The following is a 21,598-nucleotide window of genomic DNA, read 5'->3' as shown; positions in this document are numbered from 1 at the left end:
GGACTGGTGCGCGGGACGGCGCCGGCGGCCCGCGCGGCGGCGGGACGGCTCGCGGCGGCCGCGCCCGGCACGGTGGCCGGCGGGGCGGCGGGCGCGGCCCGTGACATCGGTGGGGTGATCCGCGATGACGGAGTGTCACCGGAAAGGGAGACCACGGTGTCACCCGTACCGGTGACATGGTCGGCGCCGACGGTGGCGGACGCGCCGGGCGCGGCGGAGATGGCGACCGGTCCGTGCAGGGTCAGCGCGCCGCCGAGCAGGGCGGCGACCAGCGCACCCGAGCCGACGAGCGCGGGCCACCACCACAGGGGCGCACGATGTCGGCCGGCATACCGGCCACGAGGTGCCACGGCCTGACGCTAGCAAGCCGGGGTGGTTTGTCGCCTCTCGACACCTTCCGTGATGTGTGGCGCAGGGCAACTTGACGTTACGGGCGTATCGGCGGAGTATGGATACGTCGCCAGTCGCGCCCGACCGCGCTCGCCAGCCATATCCGGAGAAACATTCCGGGTGGCACGGGCCGGGAGTCGCGAATAACTGGGCGCGCGTTTGGCCGGCGAACCGGCAGCGCTTCACAAGGAGACGATATGGCGAAGGCCCTCTATGGCCACGTCACTGCTGCGCCAGATCGGCGTATGCTCGACGAGGTCACCCGGTTGCGTGCCACGGTGCGGGCACTGGAGTTCGAGGTAACCCGGTTGCGTGCGGAGAACGATCGGCTGGCGGCTGCTGCTGCCGAGGCCGACGACTTCTTCCGTATCGCCGAACCGGCTCTCACCTGAGCGATTCCCGCGTCAGCGGGACCGTGGCCGACCGCTTGATGCGGGTCGCCACAGTGCACCAGTCCTTATGCGCGCCTCCACTCCTGTGGCGGCGCGCTTCTTTCATGTCCCGGGCTGTTTTCACGCCCGGGATGGTTTAACCATCGGACCGCGTGGGGCATAAAGCGGCCGCGGCAACGACGGCGCGTCCCGAGGCCGATCTCCTCGCCGGGTACCCTGCAGCTTTGACCGGATAGCATGTGCCACCCGCCGACCGGCGGGATCGCTGATGATCACTTTCGGAGCGCCGTGCACCTCAAGAGCCTGACGGTGAAGGGCTTCAAGTCCTTCGCCTCCGCGACCACACTGCGGCTGGAGCCGGGCATCACCTGCGTGGTGGGCCCCAACGGCTCCGGCAAGTCCAACGTGGTGGACGCGATCTCCTGGGTGCTCGGCGAGCAGGGCGCCAAGGCGCTGCGCGGCGGCAAGATGGAGGACGTGATCTTCGCCGGCACGTCCGGTCGGCAGCCGCTGGGGCGCGCCGAGGTCACCCTCACCATCGACAACGCCGACGGCGCGCTGCCGATCGACTACACCGAGGTCTCGATCACCCGCCGGATGTTCCGCTCCGGCGAGAGCGAATACGAGATCAACGGCGACGCGTGCCGCCTGATGGACATCCAGGAGCTGCTGTCCGACTCCGGCATCGGCCGCGAGATGCACGTCATCGTCGGCCAGGGCCAGCTCGACGCCGTGCTGCACGCCAAGCCCGAGGACCGCCGCGCGTTCATCGAGGAGGCCGCGGGCGTCCTCAAGCACCGCAAGCGCAAAGAGAAGGCGCTGCGCAAGCTGGACGCGATGCAGGCCAACCTGAACCGCGTCACCGACCTCACCGACGAACTGCGCCGCCAGCTCAAGCCGCTGGGCCGGCAGGCCGAGGTGGCCCGCCGCGCCGCGACCATCCAGTCCGACCTGCGCGACGCCCGGCTGCGGCTGCTCGCCGACGACCTGTTCACGCTGCGCACGACCCTGGACAAGGAGGTCGCCGACGAGGCGGCCCTGCGTACGAAGCGCGAGTTGGTCGAGGACGAGTACGAGCAGGTCCAGCAGCGGCTGTCGGCGCTGGAGTCGGCGCACGCCGCCGACGCGCCCGCGCTGACCCAGGCCCAGGACGTCTGGTATCAGCTCTCCGCGCTGCAGGAGCGGTTCCGCTCCACGGCCCAGCTGGCCGCCGAGCGCCACCGCCACCTGGCCGCGCCGACCGAGGACGAGCGGCCCGGCCGCGACCCCGAGCGGCTGGAGGCCGAGGCCGAGGCGGTACGCGAGCAGGAGGAGGCGCTGCGCGAGGCGCTGACCGAGGACCAGGTGCGCCTGGCCGAGGCCGTCGAACGCCGCCAGGAGCTGGAGCGCCAGCTCGCCGGAGCCGAGCGGGCGCTGGTCGCCGCGGTGAAGGCGATCGCAGACCGGCGCGAGGGCATGGCCAAGCTGTCCGGCCAGGTCAACGCGGCGCGCACCCGCACCGCGACCGCGTCGGAGGAGATCGAGCGCCTGTCCACGGCGTACGGCGACGCCGCGATGCGCGCCGAGGCGGCCCAGGAGCAGGTGGATGCGGTCGCCGAGCAGACCTCCGACGCCGACCGCGACAACGCCGACCTGGACACCGCCCATGCCCTCGCGGTCGCCGCGTTCGACGAGGCCACCGCGGCGGTCAAGCGGGCCTCCGACGCCGAGCGCGCCGCCGAGAAGGACGCCACCGGCTGGAAGGCCCGCGAGGAGGCGCTCGCGCTCGGCCTCAACCGCAAGGACGGCGCGGGCGCGCTGCTGGCCCGCGCTGGCGAGGTGCCCGGCCTGCTGGGCAGCGTCGCGTCGCTGCTGGCCGTCGAGCCCGGCTGCGAGGCGGCGCTGGCCGCCGCGCTGGGCGCGCTGGCCGACGCGGTCGCCGTGTCCGGGGTCGACGAGGCAGCCGAGGCGATGCGGCTGCTCAAGATCCAGGATGCCGGCCGGGCCGCGCTGCTGATCGGCACGCCCACCCCGCAGTCGCGCCCCGACATGGCGCTGCCGCCCGGCGCCCGCTGGGTGCTCGACGTGGTGCGCTGCGCCGACACCATCCGCCCCGCGATCACCAGCGCGCTGCGCGACGTGGTGCTCGTCGCCGACCTGCGGGCCGCATCGGCGCTGGTCGCCGCGCACCCCTCGCTGCGCGCGGTGACCGCCGAGGGCGACCTGGTCGGCGCCTTCTCCGGGGCCGGCGGCTCAGCCAAGGCCCCCAGCTACATCGAGGTCCAGGCGGCCGTCGACGAGGCCCGCGCCAAGCGCGCCGCGGCCGAGGAGTCGATCGCCGTACTGCGCGAGGAGATCGCCGAGGCGCGCGAGATCGCGACCGGGCGCAAGGCAGAGGTGGACGCGGCAGCTGCCGCCAAGCGCGCCGCCGAGGGCGAGCGCAACGCCGCCGCCCGCCGCCTGGCCGAGGTCAGCGCCGCGGCCCGCTCCGCGCAGGCGGAGGCGCAGCGGCTGGCCGCCTCGCGGGACAAGGCCGTCGCCGCCCGCGAGCAGGACCTGGTGCACCTCGCCGAGCTCGAGGAGCGGCTGATGGCCGCCGAGTCGGTGCCGGTCGACGAGGACCCGTCCAGCGCCGAGCGCGACCAGCTCGCCGCGCTGGTGCCGCAGGCGCGTCAGAACGAGGTCGAGGTGCGCCTCGCGGTGCGCACCGCCGAGGAGCGCGTCTCGCAGATCGCGGGCCGCGCCGACTCGCTGCTGCGCCAGGCCGCCGCCGAGCGTGCCGCCCGGGAACGGGCCGCCGCCCGCCGCGCCGCGCGCGAGCGCGGGGCCGCCGTCGCCAAGGCCGTCGAGTCCGGCACCCGTGAGGTGCTGACCAGGCTGAACGCGGCGCTGGAGGAGGCCGCCGAGCGGCGGGACACCATCGCCGAGGCGCGTACGGCCCGGGAGGCGGAGCTGGCCCAGGTGCGCAACGGTGCCAAGCGGCTCGGCGACGACCTGAACCGGCTCACCTCAGAGGTGCACCGCGACGAGGTCGCCCGCGCCGAGCAGCGCATGCGCATCGAGCAGCTGGAGACCCGCGCCGCCGAGGAGTTCTCGCTGGACGTGGAGACCCTGCTCGGCGAGTACGGCCCCGAGGTCCCGGTGCCGGTGGTCCTGCTCGGCTCCACCGAGTTCGCCGAGCCGGAGCCCTACGACCGGGCCATCCAGGAGAAGCGCGCCGCCAAGGCCGAGCGCGACCTGGGCCTGCTCGGCAAGGTCAACCCGCTGGCGCTGGAGGAGTTCGCGGCGCTGGAGGAGCGCTACAAGTTCCTCTCCGACCAGCTCGAGGACCTCAAGGCGACGCGCAAGGACCTGCTCACCGTGGTCAAGGACGTGGACGACCGCATCCTGGAGGTGTTCGCGACCGCGTTCGAGGACACCGCGCGCGAGTTCCAGGTGGTCTTCCCGATCCTGTTCCCGGGCGGCGAGGGCCGGCTGGTGCTGACCGACCCGGACAACATGCTCACCACCGGCGTCGAGGTCGAGGCGCGCCCGCCGGGCAAGAAGATCAAGCGGCTGTCGCTGCTGTCCGGTGGCGAGCGCTCGCTGACCGCGGTCGCGATGCTGTGCGCGATCTTCCGCGCCCGCCCCAGTCCCTTCTACATCATGGACGAGGTGGAGGCGGCGCTCGACGACGTCAACCTCGGCCGTCTGATCACCCTGTTCCAGGAGCTGCGCTCGCGCAGCCAGCTGATCATCATCACGCACCAGAAGCGCACCATGGAGGTCGCCGACGCCCTGTACGGCGTGACCATGCGCAACGGTGTCACCGAGGTGATCAGCCAGCGGCTGAAGGGCGAGTCCGAATGAGGCGCCGGCCGGCCGAGGCCCTGTTGATCGACTTCGACGGGGTGCTGCGCCACTTCGACGAGTCCGTGTACGGCGACTTCGAGGCCCGGCACGGCGTCGCGCCCGCGAAGCTGCTGGAGTCCGGGCTGGAGTGGGCCCGCCAGCTCCCGGCGATCACCGGTCACTGGACCCGGCAGCAGTGGCTGGACGAGATCGCGGCACACACCGGCGCGACCGCTGCCGCCTTGACCGAGTGGGACGCCTACCGGGGGTACGTCGACGAGACCGTGCTGGCGTTCGTACGCGAGGTGCGCTCGTCCGGCCGCAAGGTCGGGCTGGCCACCAACGCCACCGACGACCTGCACGACGACCTGGCGCTGTTCGGCCTCACCGGCGAGTTCGACGCGATCGTCTCCTCGGCCGAGCTGGGCCTGCACAAGCCGTCGAAGGAGTTCTTCAAGGCCGCCTGCCTGGCCCTGGAGACGCCCGCCGACCGCTGCCTGTTCATCGACGACACCGACCGCAACATCCGCGGCGCCCGCGTCGCAGGCCTGTCCGCCCTGCGCTGGAGCAGCCCTGCCGACCTCACCTACGCCCGCGCCGCCCTCGCTCTCTAACCCGCCCCGCCCGCCCCGTCCCCGGCCGCCCCTCAGGCCCACCCCAAGGCGCGACTCTTGAAGAGTTGCGCCTTCTGACTGCCCTACTGACCGCGACTCTTCAAGAGTTGCGACAGGCGGGGCGGGGCTTGCGGGGGGTCGTGCCGGGTGGGGTCTGGTGTGAAAGTTTCTCTCGGGATGTGGAATCGGTAAGGGGCGGTGACAACCGGATCTCCGGGCTGCGCGTGACTACTACCGGACCTTGACGATCTCCAGGAGCGGCTCTCGGGCAGAGAGCGGTTTCCGGGGAGCGCGGGGGGCGTTCGACCCGATTCGGCGAGGGGAGCACGGCGATGTCGTCGTCGCTGGTAGTGGACCGCGTGACGGTGGAGTACCTCGCCGGAGCGCCGGTGTTGCGTGATGTGTCGGTGACGGCCGTGGCGGGCCGCATGCTCGCGGTGACCGGTCCGTCCGGTGCGGGCAAGACGACGCTGCTGCGGGCCATGGCGGGCGTGCTGCGCCCGGTCAGCGGCGCGGTGGCGGTGGACGGCCTGGCCCTGCGCGACCGAGACGATGCGGTGTCGCGCCGGGTGGTGCTGATCCCGCAGGACAACGGCCTCGCCACCATCCTCACCGCGGGCGAGAACGTACAGGTCGTGCTGGTGGCCAACGGGTTTACCCCGGAGGACGCCCGCCGCGCCACCGCCGAGTCGCTGGAGCACGTCGGCCTGTCGGCGCAGGCCGGGCAGCTGGTCGAGGAACTGTCCGGCGGCCAGCAGCAGCGTACGGCGATCGCCCGCGGCCTGGCCCTGTCCGGCGCGATCCTGCTGGCCGACGAGGTCACCAGCGAACTGGACGCCGCCAACCGTGCCCGGGTGCTCGACCTGCTGCGCGCCGAGGCGGACCGGGGCGCCTGCGTCGTGCTGGCCACCCACGACCTGGAGGCGGCCGCGGCCTGCGACGCCGAACTGCACCTGCTCGACGGCGCTGCCGAGCTGGTCCGGGCCTGACCGTCCACCCGAGCCCACCCTCGCCGACCGTGGAAGCGCTCCCCGCGCCGTTCCGGCAGCCGGACCCCCCGAAGAGGTAACACATGCTCCGCTTGGTGCTCGGCGTGCTGGCGAGCCGCCGCAGCCAGGTAGTGACCCTGGCTGTGCTGGCCGTGCTGGCGGTCGCCGCCGGCACCGCGGCTCCGCTCTACGCCTCCGCCGCCGACCGGGCCGTGGTCGCCGCCGAACTGCGCGCGGCCACCGCGGCCGAGCGTGCCATCGCCTTCACCGCTGAGATCGCTGCGGCGGGCGGCTACACCTCGCAGCTCGACAGCCTGCGCGGGCAGGTCGCCGAGCGCACCGACGGCAGCGGGCTGACCGAGATCGTCGGAGTGCACGCGAACGGGCGGGTGCCCGGCGTGTCGCCGGTCGACGCCCCGCTGTCCATGCGCGCGGACGTGTGCGAGCACCTGGTGCTCACCGCCGGGACCTGCCCGGCTGCCGCGGGCGAGGTGGCGATCAGCGAACCCACCGCGCAGCGGCTCGGCGTGAGCACCGGCGGTGAGTTCGCCTACCAGGCCCACCTGGCTCCGGAGCTGGTGACGCTGCGCGTGGTCGCCGTGTACGACCCGGCGGGCCCGCTGGCGAGCGGCGACCCGTACTGGGCCGGGCGGGCCGACTACACGCCGCGTCCGCAGCGGGCGGGCAACCCGCTGTTCGTGACCGCGCCGACGATGTCGGCCCTGCAAGCGAGCAAGCTGATCGCGACCGTCGACATGATCGCCGGTGACGAGACCTTCACCTCCGGCAACCTCGACGGGCTGACCGAGGTGGTCAAGCCCGGTATGGGGCTGGTCGGCGTACGGATCGACAACGGGTTGCCCCGGCTGTTGCAGCGCATCGAGGACACCCGCGAGGTGTTGAGCCTGGCCGCCCCGCTCGGCGCGGTGCAGTTGCTCGTCGTGTGCTGGTTCGTGCTGCTGATGGCGATCGGGTACACCGCGTCGGAGCGGCGCAGCGAGCTGGCGCTGGGCCTGCTGCGCGGCGTGCCGCCCCGGCACCGGGCGGTGCTCGCGCTGGGCCCGACCGCGCTCGTGCTGCTGGTCGCCGCGCCGTTCGGGGTGCTACTGGGCTGGCTGCTGGTACGCCTGCTGACCTGGGCGACGTTCGCGCGGGCACAGGACGTCGTGCTCGACGACGGGGCGCTGCTGGCGGCGGGCGGCACGCTGCTCGTCGTCATGATCAGCGCCGCGGTCGCCGAGCGCCGGGTGTTTTCCGGCTCGCTCATGGAAGGGCTGCGGCAGGTGCCGACCCGGCGGCGGCGCCGCGTCGGCCTGGTCGAGCTGGCCGTGGCGGTGGTCGCCCTGGCCGCGATCGGGCAGTCGTACGCCTCGGACAGCCAGGAGGGCGGGCTGCCGCTGCTCGCGCCGCTGCTGCTGGCGATCGTGGTCGGCCTGCTCACCGCCCGGGTGGTGCGCTCCGCGGCGACCCGGTTCGGCGCGTCCCGCCTGCACCGCGGGCGGCTCGCGCACGGGCTCGCCGCACTCCAGGTGGCCCGCCGACCCGGGGCGGACCGCCTGGTCGCGCTGACCGTCGTCGCGGTGGCCCTGGTCGGGTACACGGTGAGCGCCTGGGACGTGGCCGCGGGCGCGGCCCGGGAACGGGCCGAGCTGGCGCTGGGCGCGCCACGGGCGCTGACCGTGTACGCGCAATCGCGTACCGCGCTGCTGACCGCGGTCGCGAAGGCCGACCCGGCAGGGGCCTGGGCCATGGCGGTGACCCGCCAGGACGACCCGGACATGACCCTGCTGGGGGTGGACAGCACACGGCTGGCCGCCGTCGCGCTGTGGCCTGAAGACGCGACCGTGTCCGCGGCCGACACGGCACGGCTGCTGCGCGCCCCTGCGGGCGACCCGGTGATCGTGGCGGGCAGCGGCCTGGAGTTCGACGTGAGCACCACCGAGGACTTCGGCGGCCCGATGCGGCTGACCGCCGCCCTGGTCGGGCCGGACGGAGCGCCGGTCACCGGCGCGGTCGAGATCGCGGACGGCGCCGGCCGCACGCAGTACCGGCTGGACCTGCCGGCGTGCGCGGTCGCGCCCGGCTGCCGCCTGTTCTGGCTGAGTTTCCCCTCCTCGCCCGACGGCTTCGGGCTGCACGGGCTGCGCCAGCTCGGCCCGGACCGCACCCTGCTGGAGGGGCGGGCCATCGGCGCGGCCTCGCGGTGGCGGCCCGAGCTGGGCGCCGAGCGCGAGGTCACGGTGCTGAACTCCGACGACGCGGTGAGCCTGCGCTACGTGCCCAGCGACCCGCGCCAGATCAGCACCGACATCAGGCTGTACGTCTCCGACGCGCCCGTGCCGCTGCCGGTGGTCGCGGCCGGGCCGCCGTGGCTGGCGCACACCGGCGAACTGTCCGAGATCGAGCCGCTGCAGGCGCTGCCGCGGCCGGTGGACCTGCGCTGGGTGTCGCCCGTGCTGCCGGGCGCGGGCACTGCCGGGGCGCTGTTCGACCTGCAGACCGCCGACCGGCTCAGCGGCAGCCGGGACAACGCGATCCAGCTGCAGGTATGGCTGAACGCCGACGCCCCCGCCGACGCCGTGGACCGGTTGCGCGCGGCGGGCCTGGTGCCGGTACGCGACGAGGTGGTGGCCGAGCGCGTCGACCGCTACCGCGAGCAGGGCGCCGGGCTGGCGCTGCGGCTGCACCTGGCCGCGGCGGTGCTCAGCGTGCTGCTGGTGGCGCTGGCCGTGCTCGTGCTCGCGGCGACGGACCGCCGCAACCGGTCGGCCGAGCTGGCGGCCCTGCGGATGCAGGGATTGCCCGCCGGTGCGGCCGCCCGCGCGGGCCGCCTCGGCAACCTCGCCATGATCGGGATCGCCGCGCCGGTGGGCGCGCTCACCGCCGCCGTGGCCTGGGCCGTCAGCGGCCCGGCCCGGCAGATGCTGACCGCCAGCGGAGGGCTCGCGCCACCGGGACCGGGTCTGGCGGTCGTCGCGGCGGCGTTCGTCGCGGCCACCGCCGTGCTGCTGGCGGCTGCCCTCACGGCCGGACGCTCGCTGGCCCGGGCCACCACCGGCCGCCGCGGCAACCAGGAGGGACAACGATGACGGCGCTGCTGTGGGCGATGGTGCGGGCCCGGCGCGGGCTGGCGGTCATCACGCTGCTGCTGACGGCACTGGCCGCGGCCGCCGCGGCGGCGGGACCGCTCTACCAGGAGGCGGCCGCGGTGTCGCTGCGCGGCGTCGAGGTCGCCGCGGCCACCGTCGACGAGCGGGTGGTCACCGCGCAGACCGGGGACGACCCGCGCGGCGGCGACCAGCCACTGCGGCCGTACGTGCCCGGCATGCTCACCCTCAGTGGCATCTCGGCACAGGTCGTCGTCACCGGTGACCAGGGCGAGGAGGGCCAGCAGGGCATGTTCCTGGCCACCCGGACCGGGATCTGCGAGCACCTGACGATCGTCAAGGGACGGTGCGCCACCGGCGAGCGCGAGGTCGTGCTGCGCGAGGACGCCGGCGCCGAACTGGGCGCGCAGCCCGGCCAGGACCTGGAGTTCCGTGCCCCGCCGGCGGGGTCGCAGGACCCGGAGCCGCCCGCGGCGGTACGCCTGACCGTCGTCGGCTTCTACCAGGCGGTCCGGCTCGACGACCCGTACTGGGGCGACCGCGAGATCCTCACCGGCCTGGAGCAGCCCGCCGCGTTCGCCACCGAGCGCACCGTGGCAGCCGTCGACGGCAGCCGGATGCGGATGGTGGACCTCCTGGTCACCCCCTCTGCGTTCGACGACATGGACCGGCTGCGCGACGACCTGGACGACGCCGAGTCCGAGCTGGACGCGGGCGGCTTCGGCGTCGACAGCGAGCTGAACAAGCTCATCGCCCGGATCGAGGACGGCGAGTCGCAGCTGGCGTCGAGTCTGCTGCTGGCGGCCGTGCCGCTGGTGATGCTGTGCTGGCTGGTGCTGTTCATCGCGGTGGCCGGCGGCGTCGAGCAGCGGCGCGGCGAGCTGGGACTGACCGCGCTGCGCGGCGTGCCCGCCCGTACCCGCTGGTGGCTGGCCACCGCCGAGACCTCCGTGCCGGTGCTGGTCGCGGTGATCCCCGGCTACCTGCTCGGGTATGCGCTGACGGCGCTGCTCGCGACGATCGTGCTGCCGGGCTCGCCGCCGGTGTATCTGAACCCGGCGTCGGCGCTGTACACCGCCGCCGCGGTGCTCGGCGCGCTGCTGGCCGGACTGCTCGCCCAGGTGCGCGCGCTCACCACGCCGGTGCTCGGCCTGCTGCGCCGGGCCCGGGTACGCCGCCGCGGCGGCCTGGTCGGCGGCATCGAGGCGATGGTCGGCGCGCTCGCGCTGGTCGCCGGCTACCAGGTCGCGGCGGGCGAGGACGCCGGCGCGGGCGGCATCGGGCTGCTCGCACCGCTGTGCATCGCGCTGGGCCTCGGCCTGGTCGCGGCCCGCGCGATCGGCGTACCGGCCGAGCGGCTGGGCCGCCGGGCGCTGCGCCGCGGGCGGCTGCGCACCGGCCTGGCCGCGCTGACGCTGGCCCGGGGCGGCGGCACACACTGGGTCGTGGTGCTGCTGACCGTCGTGTTCGGCCTGCTCGGTTTCGCGCTCTCGGCCCGCGACGTGGCCGCGCAGGCCTGGCACGAACGGGCCCAGGTGCAGGTCGGTGCGGCCCGGGTGCTCCAGGTCGAGTCGCTGCCCGCGGCCAGCCTGCTGCACGCGGTGCGCACCGCGGACCCGGCCGGCCGGTACGCGATGGCGGCCATGCGGGTGAACGTGAACAGCGAGACGAAGCTGCTGGCGGTCGACAGCTCCCGGTTCGCGGCGGTGGCCCTGTGGCCGGACGCGTACGGTGCGACCACGCCCGCCGAGGTAGCCCGGCAGCTGCGTCCCGCCGAGGTCACGCCGCTGGCGCTGACCGCCGCGGAGGTCGAGATCACCGTGACGCTGGACCGGATCGAGCCCGGTGCCAAGGCAGGCCTCACCCTGCGCCTGGTGGGCACCGGCGGTGCCCAGTCCAGTGTCCGGGTGGACAAGCTGCTGCCGGGCACGCACGCGTACCGGGTCGCCACGCCCGCCTGCGCGGCCGGTCCTTGCCAGGTCAGGCAGCTCCTGGTGGACCTGTTCACGCCCAAGCGCTACCTCGTCGACCTGACCGTCGGCGACCTGCGCGACCCCACGGGCAAGACGGTGCTGACCGGTGCCGAACTGGCCGGGCACCACTGGCGGCTGCCGCAGACCAGCGCCGCGCGGCCCGTGCCGGAGATGGCACCCGCCGCCGGCGGCCTGCGGGTGTGGGTGGACAACGTGCTCACCCCCGACATGCGCGCCTCGGCCGATCCCGCGCCCGACCCGCTGCCCTTGGTCGCCGCCGGTGAGCTGCCGCCCGAGCTGCTCGGCGCCGGCGGCACGGTGCGGGTCCCGATCACCCGGGCGGGCACGCTGCCCCTGGTGCCCCGCTACGGGGCGCACGGCGCGCTGGTCGACCTGCAGTACGCCGACCTGCGGGTGGGCGGCGAGGGGGACGCCCAGGAGCCCGAGGTGTGGCTGTCCGCCGACGCGCCCGCCGACCTCGTCAAGCGCTTGGAGGCCAACGGGCTCAAGGTGCTCGGCGAGCGCGACGCGGCCGGGCAGCTGCACCTCTACCAGGAGCAGGCCCCCGCGCTGGCGCTGCTGTTCCTGGCCGCGGCCGCGCTGACCGGCGTGCTCTTCGCCGCAGGCGGCCTGCTGATCACCGCGGTGCTCGAACGCGGCCGGGCCGACGGCGGGCTGGCGGTCCTGCGCGGGCAGGGCGTGCGCGAGCGGGTGCTGCGCGACGCGGACCTGGGCGGCAGGTTCGCCCTGGTGCTCGCGGGCACCGTGATCGGCTTGCTGGCCGCGGTGCTGTCGTGGGCGCTGGCCCGCGGCGTGCTGCCCGTGTTCGGCGACGGGGGCACGGCCGTGCCCCCGCCCGACCTGCCCGGTCCGCTGGTCGCCGCCCCGATCGCGGCGGCCCTGCTGGTGCTGTTGACAACCTGCCTGCTCGCCACGAGGGTGGCGCGCGGGAGCGAGGGAGCGACGTCGTGAAGAACTCCAGCCTGACCGGTCTGGCCGTGGTATGCCGCCGGGTGGTGCACATCTACCGCGCCGAGGGCGGCGACGTGGTCGCGCTGGCCGGCGTCGATCTGGACATCGCCCCGGGGGAGCGGGTGGCCCTGGTCGGGCCGTCCGGCTCCGGCAAGTCGACGCTGATCGCTCTGCTGGCCGGGCTGATGCGGCCCAGCGCCGGACGGGTGCAGATCGGCCTGGTCGACATCGGGCGGATCAGCGAAGCCGAGCTGGCCCGTCTGCGCGGCACGGACCTGGGCGTGGTGCTGCAGGGCGCGCGGCGCAACCTGCTGCCGTACGCCACCGTGCTCAGCAACGTGTGGCTGGCCCAGCGCCGGGCAGCGCACGTGCGTCCCGCCGACCTGGAGCCCCCGGAGCGCATCCTGTCGCTGCTCGGACTGACCGGGCTCGGCCATCGCAAGGTGCAGGACCTGCCGCCCGGGGCGGCGCAGCGGGCCGCGATCGCGGTCGGCATGGCGGCCTCGCCGGGCCTGCTGCTGGTGGACGAGCCGACCAGCCAGCTCGACCGGACCGCGCGTGACGAGGTGCTGGCGGCGCTGGAGGCGGTCAACACCGAGCGCGGCACCACCATCGTCGCGGTCACGCACGACCCCGACGTGGGCGCGCGGCTGGGCCGGGCGGTGACCATCCGCGACGGCCGGGTCGGCTCCGAGGGCCGCGACGGCCGCGAGTTCGCGGTCATCGCCGGTGACGGCACCGTGCAGCTGCCGCCCGACGTCCTGGACGTGCTGCCCCCCGGCACCCTGCTCTCCGTCGAGCACGCCAACGGCAAGGTCACCCTGGTCACCGACGACCACTCCGTGTCCGTGCCGGTCGCGTCCGAGCACGTCTGACGGCTGGACCGGGCCCTGTGGCAGGCCCGCTCCCACCGTCCGACCGTGCGGTGCCGACCACCGCCCATCACCCCGCCTTTTGATCGACGCTGGCCTATCACATCGACAATTTCGAGATCGAACTCGATGTGATAGGCCAGCGTCGATGGAAAGCGGGTGGTGGAACGCGTCCAGGGCGGGTGGGTCAGGCGGGTGTCGTCATTCCGACACGGAACCGGCCGGCAGGGGAGTCAGGCGGCGAGGTCGTAGCGCAGCACGGAGTACAGGCCGGTGCCGTCGGCGGTGCCCTCGATGACCACCGAGGCGGCGCGGCCGCGGTGGGTCAGCGTGGCCACGGCGCTGCCGAAGTACGGCCGGTCGTAGGCCTGCCAGCGCACGCCCGGCCGGGGCACCCCGAACAGGCGCGCGACCAGTGCCGCCGGGCCGGACAGTGCCCGCCACCAGCCCACCCGCAGCAGCGTGCGCATGACACCCTGGATGCTCTGGTGCAGCGGCGAGCAGGTGATCTGGTGCACCGCCGCGGTCGCGCCGGGGATGGCGGCACGGGCGACGTACGAGTGGTGCACGTCGCCGCCGAGCACGCTCACCGTGGCCGGTCCCCGCACGCCCGCGATCAGGGCGGTCAGCTCGTCGAAGGAGTGCCCGACCGCGGCCCAGTGCTCCAGGTCGTACTTCTGGCGCATGCGTTCCATGCCCGGGTGCTTCGCGGCCAGTACCTCGATCACGGCCTCGCCGTGGTGGATGGTGGGCGCCAGCAGCCAGGGCAGTGAGCAGGCCAGCACGAGGTGGTCGCAGTCGGCGCGGGACTGCTCGGCGAGGTGGTCCCAGTGCTCCTGGGGCCACATCCGGCGCTCGGGCCCGTCGATCACCCGGTTGCCGCGGCAGTCGAGCATGACCAGTCGGGTCCGGCCGACGTCGACGGTGTACCCCCACGGGTATGGGTCGGGGCCGGCGGGTGTGGCGACGCGGGTCGCGAACTCCGTCAGCACCGCGGTGGCGTGCTCGCCGGCCCGGATGCGCGTCCAGACCGGGTCGCGGCCGAGCTGGTCCGGGGTCAGGTTGCCGAGGTGCTGGAACAGCCAGTAGGAGGCGATCCCGGTGGTGCTGCGCTCGTCCCACCAGGGCTCGCGGCGGACCTCGTCGAGCCAGGCGGCCGAGGAGTTCCAATCGTCCATGATCTCGTGGTCGTCGAAGATCATCACGCTGGGCACGGTGGACAGCAGCCAGCGGACCGGCATCTCGGTCCACGACTCGTGGTAGAGGTGCACGTACTCGGCAAAGGTCACCACGTGCCCGTCCGGCGCCGACAGGGGCCGGGTCTGCCCGGCCAGCCAGCTGCGGGTGGGCGCGGAGAGTCCGTCGGCGTAGATCTGGTCACCGATGAGCGCCAGCAGGTCCGGCAGGCCCGGTGCGCCGGTCCTGGCCTGCGCCAGCAGCCGGTGTCCGAGCGCCTCCAGGGCGTCCGGGTCGTGCCCGGCCTCGGCGTGGGTCTGCGCGCTGGCCTCGCGGCAGGAACCGAACGCGATCACGGCGTCCGCCTGCCCGGGATCACGGATGGTGATCACCGATTCGGGGTATCCGGACAGCGGCCACACGGCCGCGCCGTCGAGTTCGACGGCGTACACGGTCGCGCCGACGGGCAGCCCGGCCAGCACCACCAGCCCCACGTGCACCCCGAATGCCTCGAACGTGTCCGACGTCACGGTGATGTCACCGGCCCGCACGCGCACCTGCGCGGGTTGGTCGGTCTGTACCCAGATGACCGCCTGGTCACCATCGACGCGGCGCAGGAGCGGGCCGAGGAGGAGGTTCGCCACGCGGACATCCTCCGGGATCGGGGCAGCCGGGGCCAGGGCCGAGGCTGTCGTATCGGCGCGCGCGGCCTCCGGTGTGCGCCGGACGGCCCCAGGTTTGAGAGGATGCCGAGCATGAAAGACGCGCTCGTCCCCGTACTCGTGGTCATCGGCCTGCTGCTGCTGGCCGGGCTGACGCTGTTCCTGGTCCGTCGGCCGCGCCGCGGCACGCTGCCGGAGGCGCCCGCGGGCGAGCAGCGTCCGGGAATCGAGCGCGGGGAGAAGATCCCGCCGAGCGTGATCACGGCTCCCGCACCGGAGAAGCCCGCACCCGAGAAGGCGGCACCGGAGAAGGCCGCGCCGGGCAAGCCGGCCGTCGTGCCCGCCCCGGCCCCGCCCGCGCCGGGCGAGACGGCCCCGCCGGTCGAGGTCGCACCGCCGAAGCCGGCCGAGCCGGAGATCGAGACGCCCGAGCCGACCGCGGGCCGCCTGGTGCGGCTGCGCGCCCGGCTGTCCCGCTCGCAGAACGTCTTCGGCAAGGGCCTGCTCGGTCTGCTCTCCCGCGACCACCTCGACGACGACGCCTGGGACGAGGTCGAGGAGAGCCTGATCAGCGCCGACGTTGGCGTGCAGGCGACCACCGAGATCGTGGCGAAGCTGCGCGAGCGCACCCGGGTGCTGGGCACCCGGAACACCGCCGAGCTGCGTTCGCTGCTGTCCGAGGAGCTCATCGAGGCGCTGGACCCGAAGATGGACCGCTCGCTGCACACCGGTGTGGTCGACGGCAAGCCGTCGGTGATCCTGGTCGTCGGCGTGAACGGCGCGGGCAAGACCACCAGCTGCGGCAAGATCGCCCGGGTGCTGGTGGCGGACGGCCACACCGTGGTGCTCGGCGCGGCCGACACCTTCCGCGCGGCCGCCGCCGATCAGCTGGCCACCTGGGCCAGCCGGGTCGGGGCGCAGGTCGTACGCGGTCCCGAGGGCGGCGACCCGGCGGCCGTCGCGTTCGACGCGGTCAAGAAGGGCATCGACGCGGGCGTCGACACCGTGCTCATCGACACCGCCGGCCGGCTGCAGAACAAGGTCGGCCTGATGGACGAGCTCGGCAAGATCAAGCGGGTGGTGGAGAAGCACGGCCCGGTCTCGGAGACCCTGCTGGTGCTCGACGCCACCGCGGGACAGAATGGGTTGAGCCAGGCTCGGGTCTTCACCGAGGTCGCCGACGTCACCGGCGTGGTGCTCACTAAATTGGACGGCACGGCGAAGGGCGGTATCGTGATCGCGGTGCAGCGTGCTCTCGGCATTCCGGTGAAGCTGGTCGGCCTCGGCGAGGGTCCCGACGATCTCGCACCCTTCGACCCTCAGCAGTTCGTCTCCGCGCTTCTTGGCGACGAGTGACGAGCCGGCGAGCGACGAGCAGCTGACGAGTCCATGGTGACAGCCCCTTTTCAGGATCCCACCGAGATCCCGCTGCGTGGCGGAAACGTCAGCACGGTGGTGCGGGTCGGCGAGACGGTCCGGCGCAACGCCGGCCCGTGGACCCCGACCGTGCACGCCCTGCTGCGCCATCTCGAGTACGCCGGTTTCACCGGTTCCCCCCGTGCCCTGGGCATGGACGAGCACGGCCGTGAGGTGCTCTCCTACCTGCCGGGCGAGTGCGGGGAGTATCCGCTCGCCCCGCACTGGGTCACCGACGAGGCGCTGGTCACCGTCGCCACCATGCTGCGCATGTTCCACGACGCGCAGGCCGGTTTCCGTACGCCGCCGGGCGGGGTGTGGCGCTCGTTCGGGCCGCCCCCGCCGGACGCGGAGATCATCTGCCACCACGACGCCGCCCCGCACAACGTCATCTGGCGGCCGGACGGCACGCTCGCGATGATCGACTTCGACCTGGCCTCGCCCGGCTCGCGCATCTACGACGTCGCGTACGCCGCCTGGACCTGGGTGCCGATCTTCAGTGACCGCGACTCGATCACGCTCGGCTGGCACCGGCCCGACCGGCCGCGCCGGCTGCGCCTGTTCGCCGACGCGTACGGGCTGATCCCGCGCGACCGGCACCGTCTCGTGCGGACCATCCGCAAGCGCATCGTGGACCACGTCGAGGGCATCCGCCGCCTCGCCACGGCGGGGGAGCCGGCGTTCGTACGTATCGTGCAGAAGGGCCACCTTCGTCGGCCGCTTCGCGACCTTCGGCTGATTGACTACGAGCGGTACACGCTGGAGCACGCGCTGCGCTGAAACGCGCCATGAATGGTCTCCTCACGTGTGAACATTTCTTCACACGTACGAAACAGATCGTGACGTGCCGGAAACCGAGCAGCGTCATTGCGCGAAACAGGGGTTGGCGATGCTGCCCCCCAACCAGCACCGATGGCACTGCGGCGATCGGTCGGGGATGACACGACGAGCGGCCCGCCGACACGGCGGCGCCACGACGGTCGACCTCGGGGCTGGCTGGGAGGAACCCACTCACTTAGGAGGGCAGCGTGCTGCTCGTCGAAGATCCACCGACGATCGACACCGGCAACACAGCGTGGCTGCTGGTCTCGTCCGCTCTGGTGCTGCTCATGACTCCGGGTCTGGCGCTGTTCTACGGCGGCCTGAACCGTGCCAAGGGCGTCCTCAACATGATGATCATGAGCTTCGCCTCGATCGGGCTCGTCTCCATCATCTGGGTCGTCTACGGCTTCACGGCCGCGTTCGGTACGAACGACAACGCGGGCCTGAACGCGTACATCGGTAACTTCTCCACCTACCTGGGCATGCCGATCGACAAGACCGGCGAGATCTGGTTCCTGGCCGGCGCGTCGACGGGTATCCCGACCTACGTGTTCGCCATCTTCCAGATGATGTTCGCGGTCATCACGGTCGCCCTGATCAGCGGCGCGATCTCCGACCGGGCGAAGTTCGCCGGCTGGCTCGTCTTCGCCTTCGGCTGGGTCACCCTGGTCTACATCCCGGTCGCGCACTGGGTCTGGGGCGGCGGCTTCATCGGCGCCAAGATCTTCGCGCTCGACTTCGCGGGCGGCACCGCGGTCCACATCAACGCCGGTGCCGCGGCACTGGGTGTGGCTCTGGTGCTCGGCAAGCGCATCGGCTGGCCGAAGGACAAGTTCAAGCCGCACAACGTGCCGTTCGTCGCCCTGGGCGCCGGTCTGCTGTGGTTCGGCTGGTTCGGGTTCAACGCGGGCTCGGAGCTCACCGTCGACGCCATCACGGGTGTCGCGTTCCTGAACACCCAGGTGGCCACGGCCGCCGGTCTGCTCGGCTGGATCATCGTCGAGTGGTTCCGTGACGGCAAGCCGACCCTGGTCGGCGCGTCCTCCGGCGCGGTCGCCGGTCTGGTCGCGATCACGCCGGCCTGCGGCTTCATCCCGACCCTGCCCGCGGTGCTGCTCGGCCTCGTGGCCGGTGCGGTCTGCGCGCTGGCGGTCGGCCTGAAGTACAAGCTCGGCTACGACGACTCGCTCGACGTGGTCGGCGTGCACTTCGTCGGCGGCTGGATCGGCTCGCTGTTCATCGGCCTGTTCGCCAGCACCGAGCTGAACTCCTTCATCACCACGCTGGGCGGCCAGGACGGCCTGTTCTACGGTGGCGGGGTGACCCAGCTCGGCCGGCAGGCGCTGGCCAGCGGCATCGTGACGGTCTTCTCGTTCGTGGTCGCGGCCCTGCTCGCCTTCGTCATCGACAAGACCATCGGCTTCCGGGTCAAGCCCGAGGCCGAGGTCGAGGGCATCGACGTGGCCGAGCACGCGGAGAGCGCGTACGAGCTCTCGTCCTCGGCGGGCGGTGGCAGCGCCGGAGCGTTCGCGCTGGCCGGTATCGGCGGCGCGCCGAAGGCTCCCAAGGCCGATGTGGAAGAGACGGCACCGGCCACCGAAAAGGTGTCTGGCTAAGGTTCCCAGATGGAGGGGTTGAGCATGAAGCTGGTTACCGCCGTCATCAAGCCGTACCAGTTGGACGCGGTGAAGGAGGCTCTGCACGCCATGGGCGTCGCCGGGCTGACCGTCAGCGAGGTCCAGGGTTACGGCCGGCAGAAGGGCCACACCGAGGTGTACCGGGGTGCCGAGTACACGGTGGAGTTCCTGCCGAAGATCCGGATCGAGGTCGTCACGGACGAGCTGGACGTGGAGAAGGTCGTCGACTCCATCGTCACCGCCGCCCGTACCGGCAAGATCGGGGACGGAAAGGTCTGGGTCACCGAGGTATCCGAGGTGGTCCGGGTCCGCACCGGCGAGCGCGGACTCGACGCGCTCTGAGGTTTCAGTCGTAGCAACCTGAAAGAGGACCACATGGGCCCGGGGAACGTCGTAGCTTCCGCATCGGACAGCGCGGCGGGCCCCGGGCCCGACTATGCGCGGCTCGCGCAGCGCGAACAGTCCTCCATCGGCGTGGACGCCCGGCTCGCCCGGGCCGACGCGCTCGACGCCTGGCTACGCCGGCTGATGCCGGAGGGCACCGCCGGGGTCGCGCTGGTGGCCGTCGGCGGGCTGGGCCGCCGGGAGTGCACCCCACACGGCGACCTGGACCTGATCCTGGTGCACGCCGGGGTGCCGCGGGTCGACGAGCTGGCCGCGTCACTGTGGTATCCGATCTGGGACGCCCGGATGGGACTGGACCACTCCACCCGCACCGTCGCCGAGTCGCTCGACGCGGCGCACGACGACGTCAAGGTGGCCCTCGGGCTGCTCGACGCCCGCCACATCGCCGGTGATCCGGCACTGTCCGCCCAGCTCAGCCGCGCCGCGGTGGACCAGTGGCGGCGCACCGCGCGCCGCCAGCTGCTGCGGCTGCGGGAACTGGTCGAGGAGCGCCACGCCGCCCACGGCGAGCTGGCATACCTGCTCGAAGGCGACGTCAAGGAGGCCGCCGGCGGCCTGCGCGACGTCGGCGTGCTGCGCGGCATCGGCGTCGCCGGGGTGGCCGACGCGCTGCCGCCGCAGGTGCGGGCCGCCGCGACCCGGCTGCTCGACGTGCGGGACGCACTGCACGTCAGCATCGGCCGGCGCAACGACCGGCTGCGGGCCCAGGAGCGCCTGCAGGTGGCGGAGCTGCTCGGGCTGGCCGACGGCGACACGCTGCTGCGCCGGATCGGGCTCGACGCCCGTGCCGTCTCGTGGTCGCTGACCGACGCCTGGCGCTCGGTGCAGCGCTGGCACGCCGCGGGTGCCCGCAACGGCGACCCGCGCGCCCGCGAGGCGGTGGCCGTGCGCCGCCCGATCGCCCGGGACGTGGTCGCCGCGGATGGCGAGATCGTGCTGGCCCGAGCCGCCGTAGGCCCGCACCCCGACCCGTCGCTGTCGCTGCGGGTGGCGGCCGCCGCCGCGCAGCACCAGATGCCCATCGCCCGCGCCACGCTGGAATGGCTGGCCCGGTTCTGCCCGCCGCTGCCGACCCCGTGGCCCGCGTCGGCCCGCACCGCCCTGCTGACCCTGCTCGGTGCGGGCACCGGTCTGGTGGCGGCCTGGGAGGCCTGCGACCGGTTCGGGCTCACCTCGGCCTGGCTGCCGCAGTGGACCCGGCTGCGGGGCACCCCGCAGCACCATCCGGTGCACCGCTTCACCCTCGACCGGCACCTGGTGCAGGCCGCCGCGAACGCCGCCACCTGGTCACGCGAGGTGGCCCGGCCGGACCTGCTGGTGCTCGGCGCGCTGCTGCACGACGTGGGCAAGGGCCTGCCCGGCGACCACAGCGAGGTCGGTGCGGAACTGGCCCGCGAGATCGCCACCGCGATCGGCCTGCCGTCCGCCGACGTGGACACGATCGCCACGCTGGTGCGATACCACCTGGTGCTGCCCGATACCGCGACCCGGCGCGACCTCGACGACCCGGCGACCGTCAACTACGTCGCCAAGCTCGTCGGGGACACCGGCACCCTCGAACTGCTGCAGATGCTCGCCCGCGCCGACGCCCAGGCCACCGGCCCGGCCGCGTGGTCGAAGTGGAAGTCCAAGCTCATCGACGACCTGTGCGCGCGGGTGCGCAAGGTGCTCGGCGGAGGGCAGCTGCCCGAGCCGACCCCGCCCGACCCGGCGCTGCTGGCCGGGCCGCTACCGGTGGTGCAGGTCGCCGACGACTGGGTGGCGCTGGCCGCGCACGACCGCGTCGGCCTGCTCGCCGCGGTCGCCGGCTGCCTGGCCACGCACAAACTGGAGATCGTCGCCGCGGGCTCGTCCACCATCGGCGAGCGGGCCATCATCGAGTGCGCGGTCAACAACCGGTACGGCGCGCCGCCGGACCGCGAGCTGCTCGCCGCCGACCTGCGCCGGGTCGGCCTCGACCAGTTGCCGCTGCCCCGCCGCCTGGGCAACGGCGGCCGCAAGCCGGTCGCCGGGGCCGAGCCGCGCGTGATCTGGGGCGAGGCCACCGGCGCCACGCTGCTGGAACTGCGCGCCACCGACTCGCCCGGCCTGCTCTTCCGGGTCACCTCGGCCCTGGCAGAACTCGGCGTCGACGTGCGCACCGCCCGCGTCTCCACCCTCGGCGCCGACGTCGTGGACGCCTTCTACCTGGTAGGCGACGTCGACCGCGACGCCGTCGAAGCCGCCGTCCTCGCCGCGGTCTGACACCCCTGCTCGCCCGCCCCGCCCCCGCCGCCCACCACCCCCCACCCCGCCTGACCCCCCCGCCTGAACCCCCCACCCCGCCTGAACCCCCCACCCCGCCTGAACCCCCCACCCCGC

At 73.6% G+C, this 21,598-nt stretch carries 14 protein-coding genes; 12 read left to right on the top strand and 2 right to left on the bottom strand.

The window, feature by feature from the left end; genetic code table 11:
- The coding region (locus FLL47_RS03920; RefSeq protein WP_222105949.1) for a hypothetical protein at nucleotides 1-350 on the bottom strand (350 nt) is incomplete at its 3' end.
- Between the two features lie 237 nt (nucleotides 351-587).
- On the opposite strand from FLL47_RS03920, the gene FLL47_RS03915 reads away from it, so the two are divergent.
- The 7 genes from FLL47_RS03915 (at nucleotide 588) to FLL47_RS03880 (ending at nucleotide 13,122) form a co-directional block, all read left to right on the top strand.
- Nucleotides 588-782 carry a hypothetical protein gene (locus tag FLL47_RS03915; RefSeq protein ID WP_120318491.1) on the top strand — a complete coding sequence of 65 codons (195 nt, stop codon included), beginning with the start codon at nucleotides 588-590 and terminating at the stop codon, nucleotides 780-782.
- Between the two features lie 288 nt (nucleotides 783-1,070).
- Nucleotides 1,071-4,610: a chromosome segregation protein SMC gene (gene smc / locus FLL47_RS03910; protein ID WP_144118995.1), complete on the top strand. Its 3,540-nt coding sequence runs from the start codon at nucleotides 1,071-1,073 to the stop codon at nucleotides 4,608-4,610.
- Nucleotides 4,607-5,206 carry an HAD-IA family hydrolase gene (locus FLL47_RS03905; protein ID WP_144118994.1) on the top strand — a complete coding sequence of 200 codons (600 nt, stop codon included), beginning with the start codon at nucleotides 4,607-4,609 and terminating at the stop codon, nucleotides 5,204-5,206. Before smc ends, FLL47_RS03905 begins: the two co-directional genes overlap by 4 nt.
- 332 nt (nucleotides 5,207-5,538) lie before the next feature.
- Nucleotides 5,539-6,195, top strand: coding sequence for an ATP-binding cassette domain-containing protein (locus FLL47_RS03900; RefSeq protein WP_144118993.1), 657 nt, complete (start codon nucleotides 5,539-5,541; stop codon nucleotides 6,193-6,195).
- A gap of 83 nt (nucleotides 6,196-6,278) precedes the next feature.
- Nucleotides 6,279-9,284, top strand: a complete 3,006-nt coding sequence (locus FLL47_RS03895) for an FtsX-like permease family protein (protein WP_144118992.1) — start codon at nucleotides 6,279-6,281, stop codon at nucleotides 9,282-9,284.
- Nucleotides 9,281-12,247: an FtsX-like permease family protein gene (locus FLL47_RS42675; RefSeq protein WP_186315540.1), complete on the top strand. Its 2,967-nt coding sequence runs from the start codon at nucleotides 9,281-9,283 to the stop codon at nucleotides 12,245-12,247. Before FLL47_RS03895 ends, FLL47_RS42675 begins: the two co-directional genes overlap by 4 nt.
- A gap of 11 nt (nucleotides 12,248-12,258) precedes the next feature.
- Nucleotides 12,259-13,122: an ABC transporter ATP-binding protein gene (locus FLL47_RS03880; protein ID WP_144119045.1), complete on the top strand. Its 864-nt coding sequence runs from the start codon at nucleotides 12,259-12,261 to the stop codon at nucleotides 13,120-13,122.
- A 230-nt stretch (nucleotides 13,123-13,352) separates the two neighbouring features.
- Here the strand turns inward: FLL47_RS03880 and FLL47_RS03875 are convergent, their stop codons facing one another.
- The gene (locus FLL47_RS03875; RefSeq protein ID WP_246157478.1) at nucleotides 13,353-14,939 is read right to left on the bottom strand and encodes an alkaline phosphatase D family protein; all 1,587 of its coding nucleotides are present in this window, start codon (nucleotides 14,937-14,939) and stop codon (nucleotides 13,353-13,355) included.
- Nucleotides 14,940-15,050: 111 nt separating this feature from the next.
- On the opposite strand from FLL47_RS03875, the gene ftsY reads away from it, so the two are divergent.
- The 5 genes from ftsY (at nucleotide 15,051) to FLL47_RS03850 (ending at nucleotide 21,481) form a co-directional block, all read left to right on the top strand.
- Nucleotides 15,051-16,313, top strand: coding sequence for a signal recognition particle-docking protein FtsY (ftsY, locus tag FLL47_RS03870; RefSeq protein WP_144118991.1), 1,263 nt, complete (start codon nucleotides 15,051-15,053; stop codon nucleotides 16,311-16,313).
- Between the two features lie 36 nt (nucleotides 16,314-16,349).
- Nucleotides 16,350-17,153: an aminoglycoside phosphotransferase family protein gene (locus tag FLL47_RS03865; protein WP_239165823.1), complete on the top strand. Its 804-nt coding sequence runs from the start codon at nucleotides 16,350-16,352 to the stop codon at nucleotides 17,151-17,153.
- A gap of 329 nt (nucleotides 17,154-17,482) precedes the next feature.
- Nucleotides 17,483-18,811: an ammonium transporter gene (locus FLL47_RS03860; RefSeq protein ID WP_246157508.1), complete on the top strand. Its 1,329-nt coding sequence runs from the start codon at nucleotides 17,483-17,485 to the stop codon at nucleotides 18,809-18,811.
- A 24-nt stretch (nucleotides 18,812-18,835) separates the two neighbouring features.
- Nucleotides 18,836-19,174 (top strand): P-II family nitrogen regulator, encoded by a 339-nt coding sequence (locus FLL47_RS03855; RefSeq protein WP_166386781.1) that lies wholly within the window; start codon nucleotides 18,836-18,838, stop codon nucleotides 19,172-19,174.
- Between the two features lie 33 nt (nucleotides 19,175-19,207).
- Complete coding sequence (locus tag FLL47_RS03850) at nucleotides 19,208-21,481, top strand: [protein-PII] uridylyltransferase (protein ID WP_144118989.1); 2,274 nt, start codon at nucleotides 19,208-19,210, stop codon at nucleotides 21,479-21,481.
- Nucleotides 21,482-21,598: the final 117 nt, after the last annotated feature.

Origin of the sequence: Catellatospora sichuanensis (assembly GCF_007483665.1) — a bacterium.
Taxonomy (GTDB): domain Bacteria; phylum Actinomycetota; class Actinomycetes; order Mycobacteriales; family Micromonosporaceae; genus Catellatospora; species Catellatospora sichuanensis.
The sequence above is the reverse complement of the archived record's forward strand: the minus strand, read 5'-3'. Positions and strand labels throughout refer to the sequence as shown.

Coding starts and splice junctions, on each gene's coding strand:
- FLL47_RS03915 (WP_120318491.1), top strand. CDS start 588: ATGGCGAAGGCCCTCTATGGCCACGTCACTGCTGCGCCAGATCGGCGT.
- FLL47_RS03905 (WP_144118994.1), top strand. CDS start 4,607: ATGAGGCGCCGGCCGGCCGAGGCCCTGTTGATCGACTTCGACGGGGTG.
- FLL47_RS03900 (WP_144118993.1), top strand. CDS start 5,539: ATGTCGTCGTCGCTGGTAGTGGACCGCGTGACGGTGGAGTACCTCGCC.
- FLL47_RS03895 (WP_144118992.1), top strand. CDS start 6,279: ATGCTCCGCTTGGTGCTCGGCGTGCTGGCGAGCCGCCGCAGCCAGGTA.
- FLL47_RS42675 (WP_186315540.1), top strand. CDS start 9,281: ATGACGGCGCTGCTGTGGGCGATGGTGCGGGCCCGGCGCGGGCTGGCG.
- ftsY (WP_144118991.1), top strand. CDS start 15,051: ATGAAAGACGCGCTCGTCCCCGTACTCGTGGTCATCGGCCTGCTGCTG.
- FLL47_RS03860 (WP_246157508.1), top strand. CDS start 17,483: ATGACTCCGGGTCTGGCGCTGTTCTACGGCGGCCTGAACCGTGCCAAG.
- FLL47_RS03855 (WP_166386781.1), top strand. CDS start 18,836: ATGAAGCTGGTTACCGCCGTCATCAAGCCGTACCAGTTGGACGCGGTG.
- FLL47_RS03850 (WP_144118989.1), top strand. CDS start 19,208: ATGGGCCCGGGGAACGTCGTAGCTTCCGCATCGGACAGCGCGGCGGGC.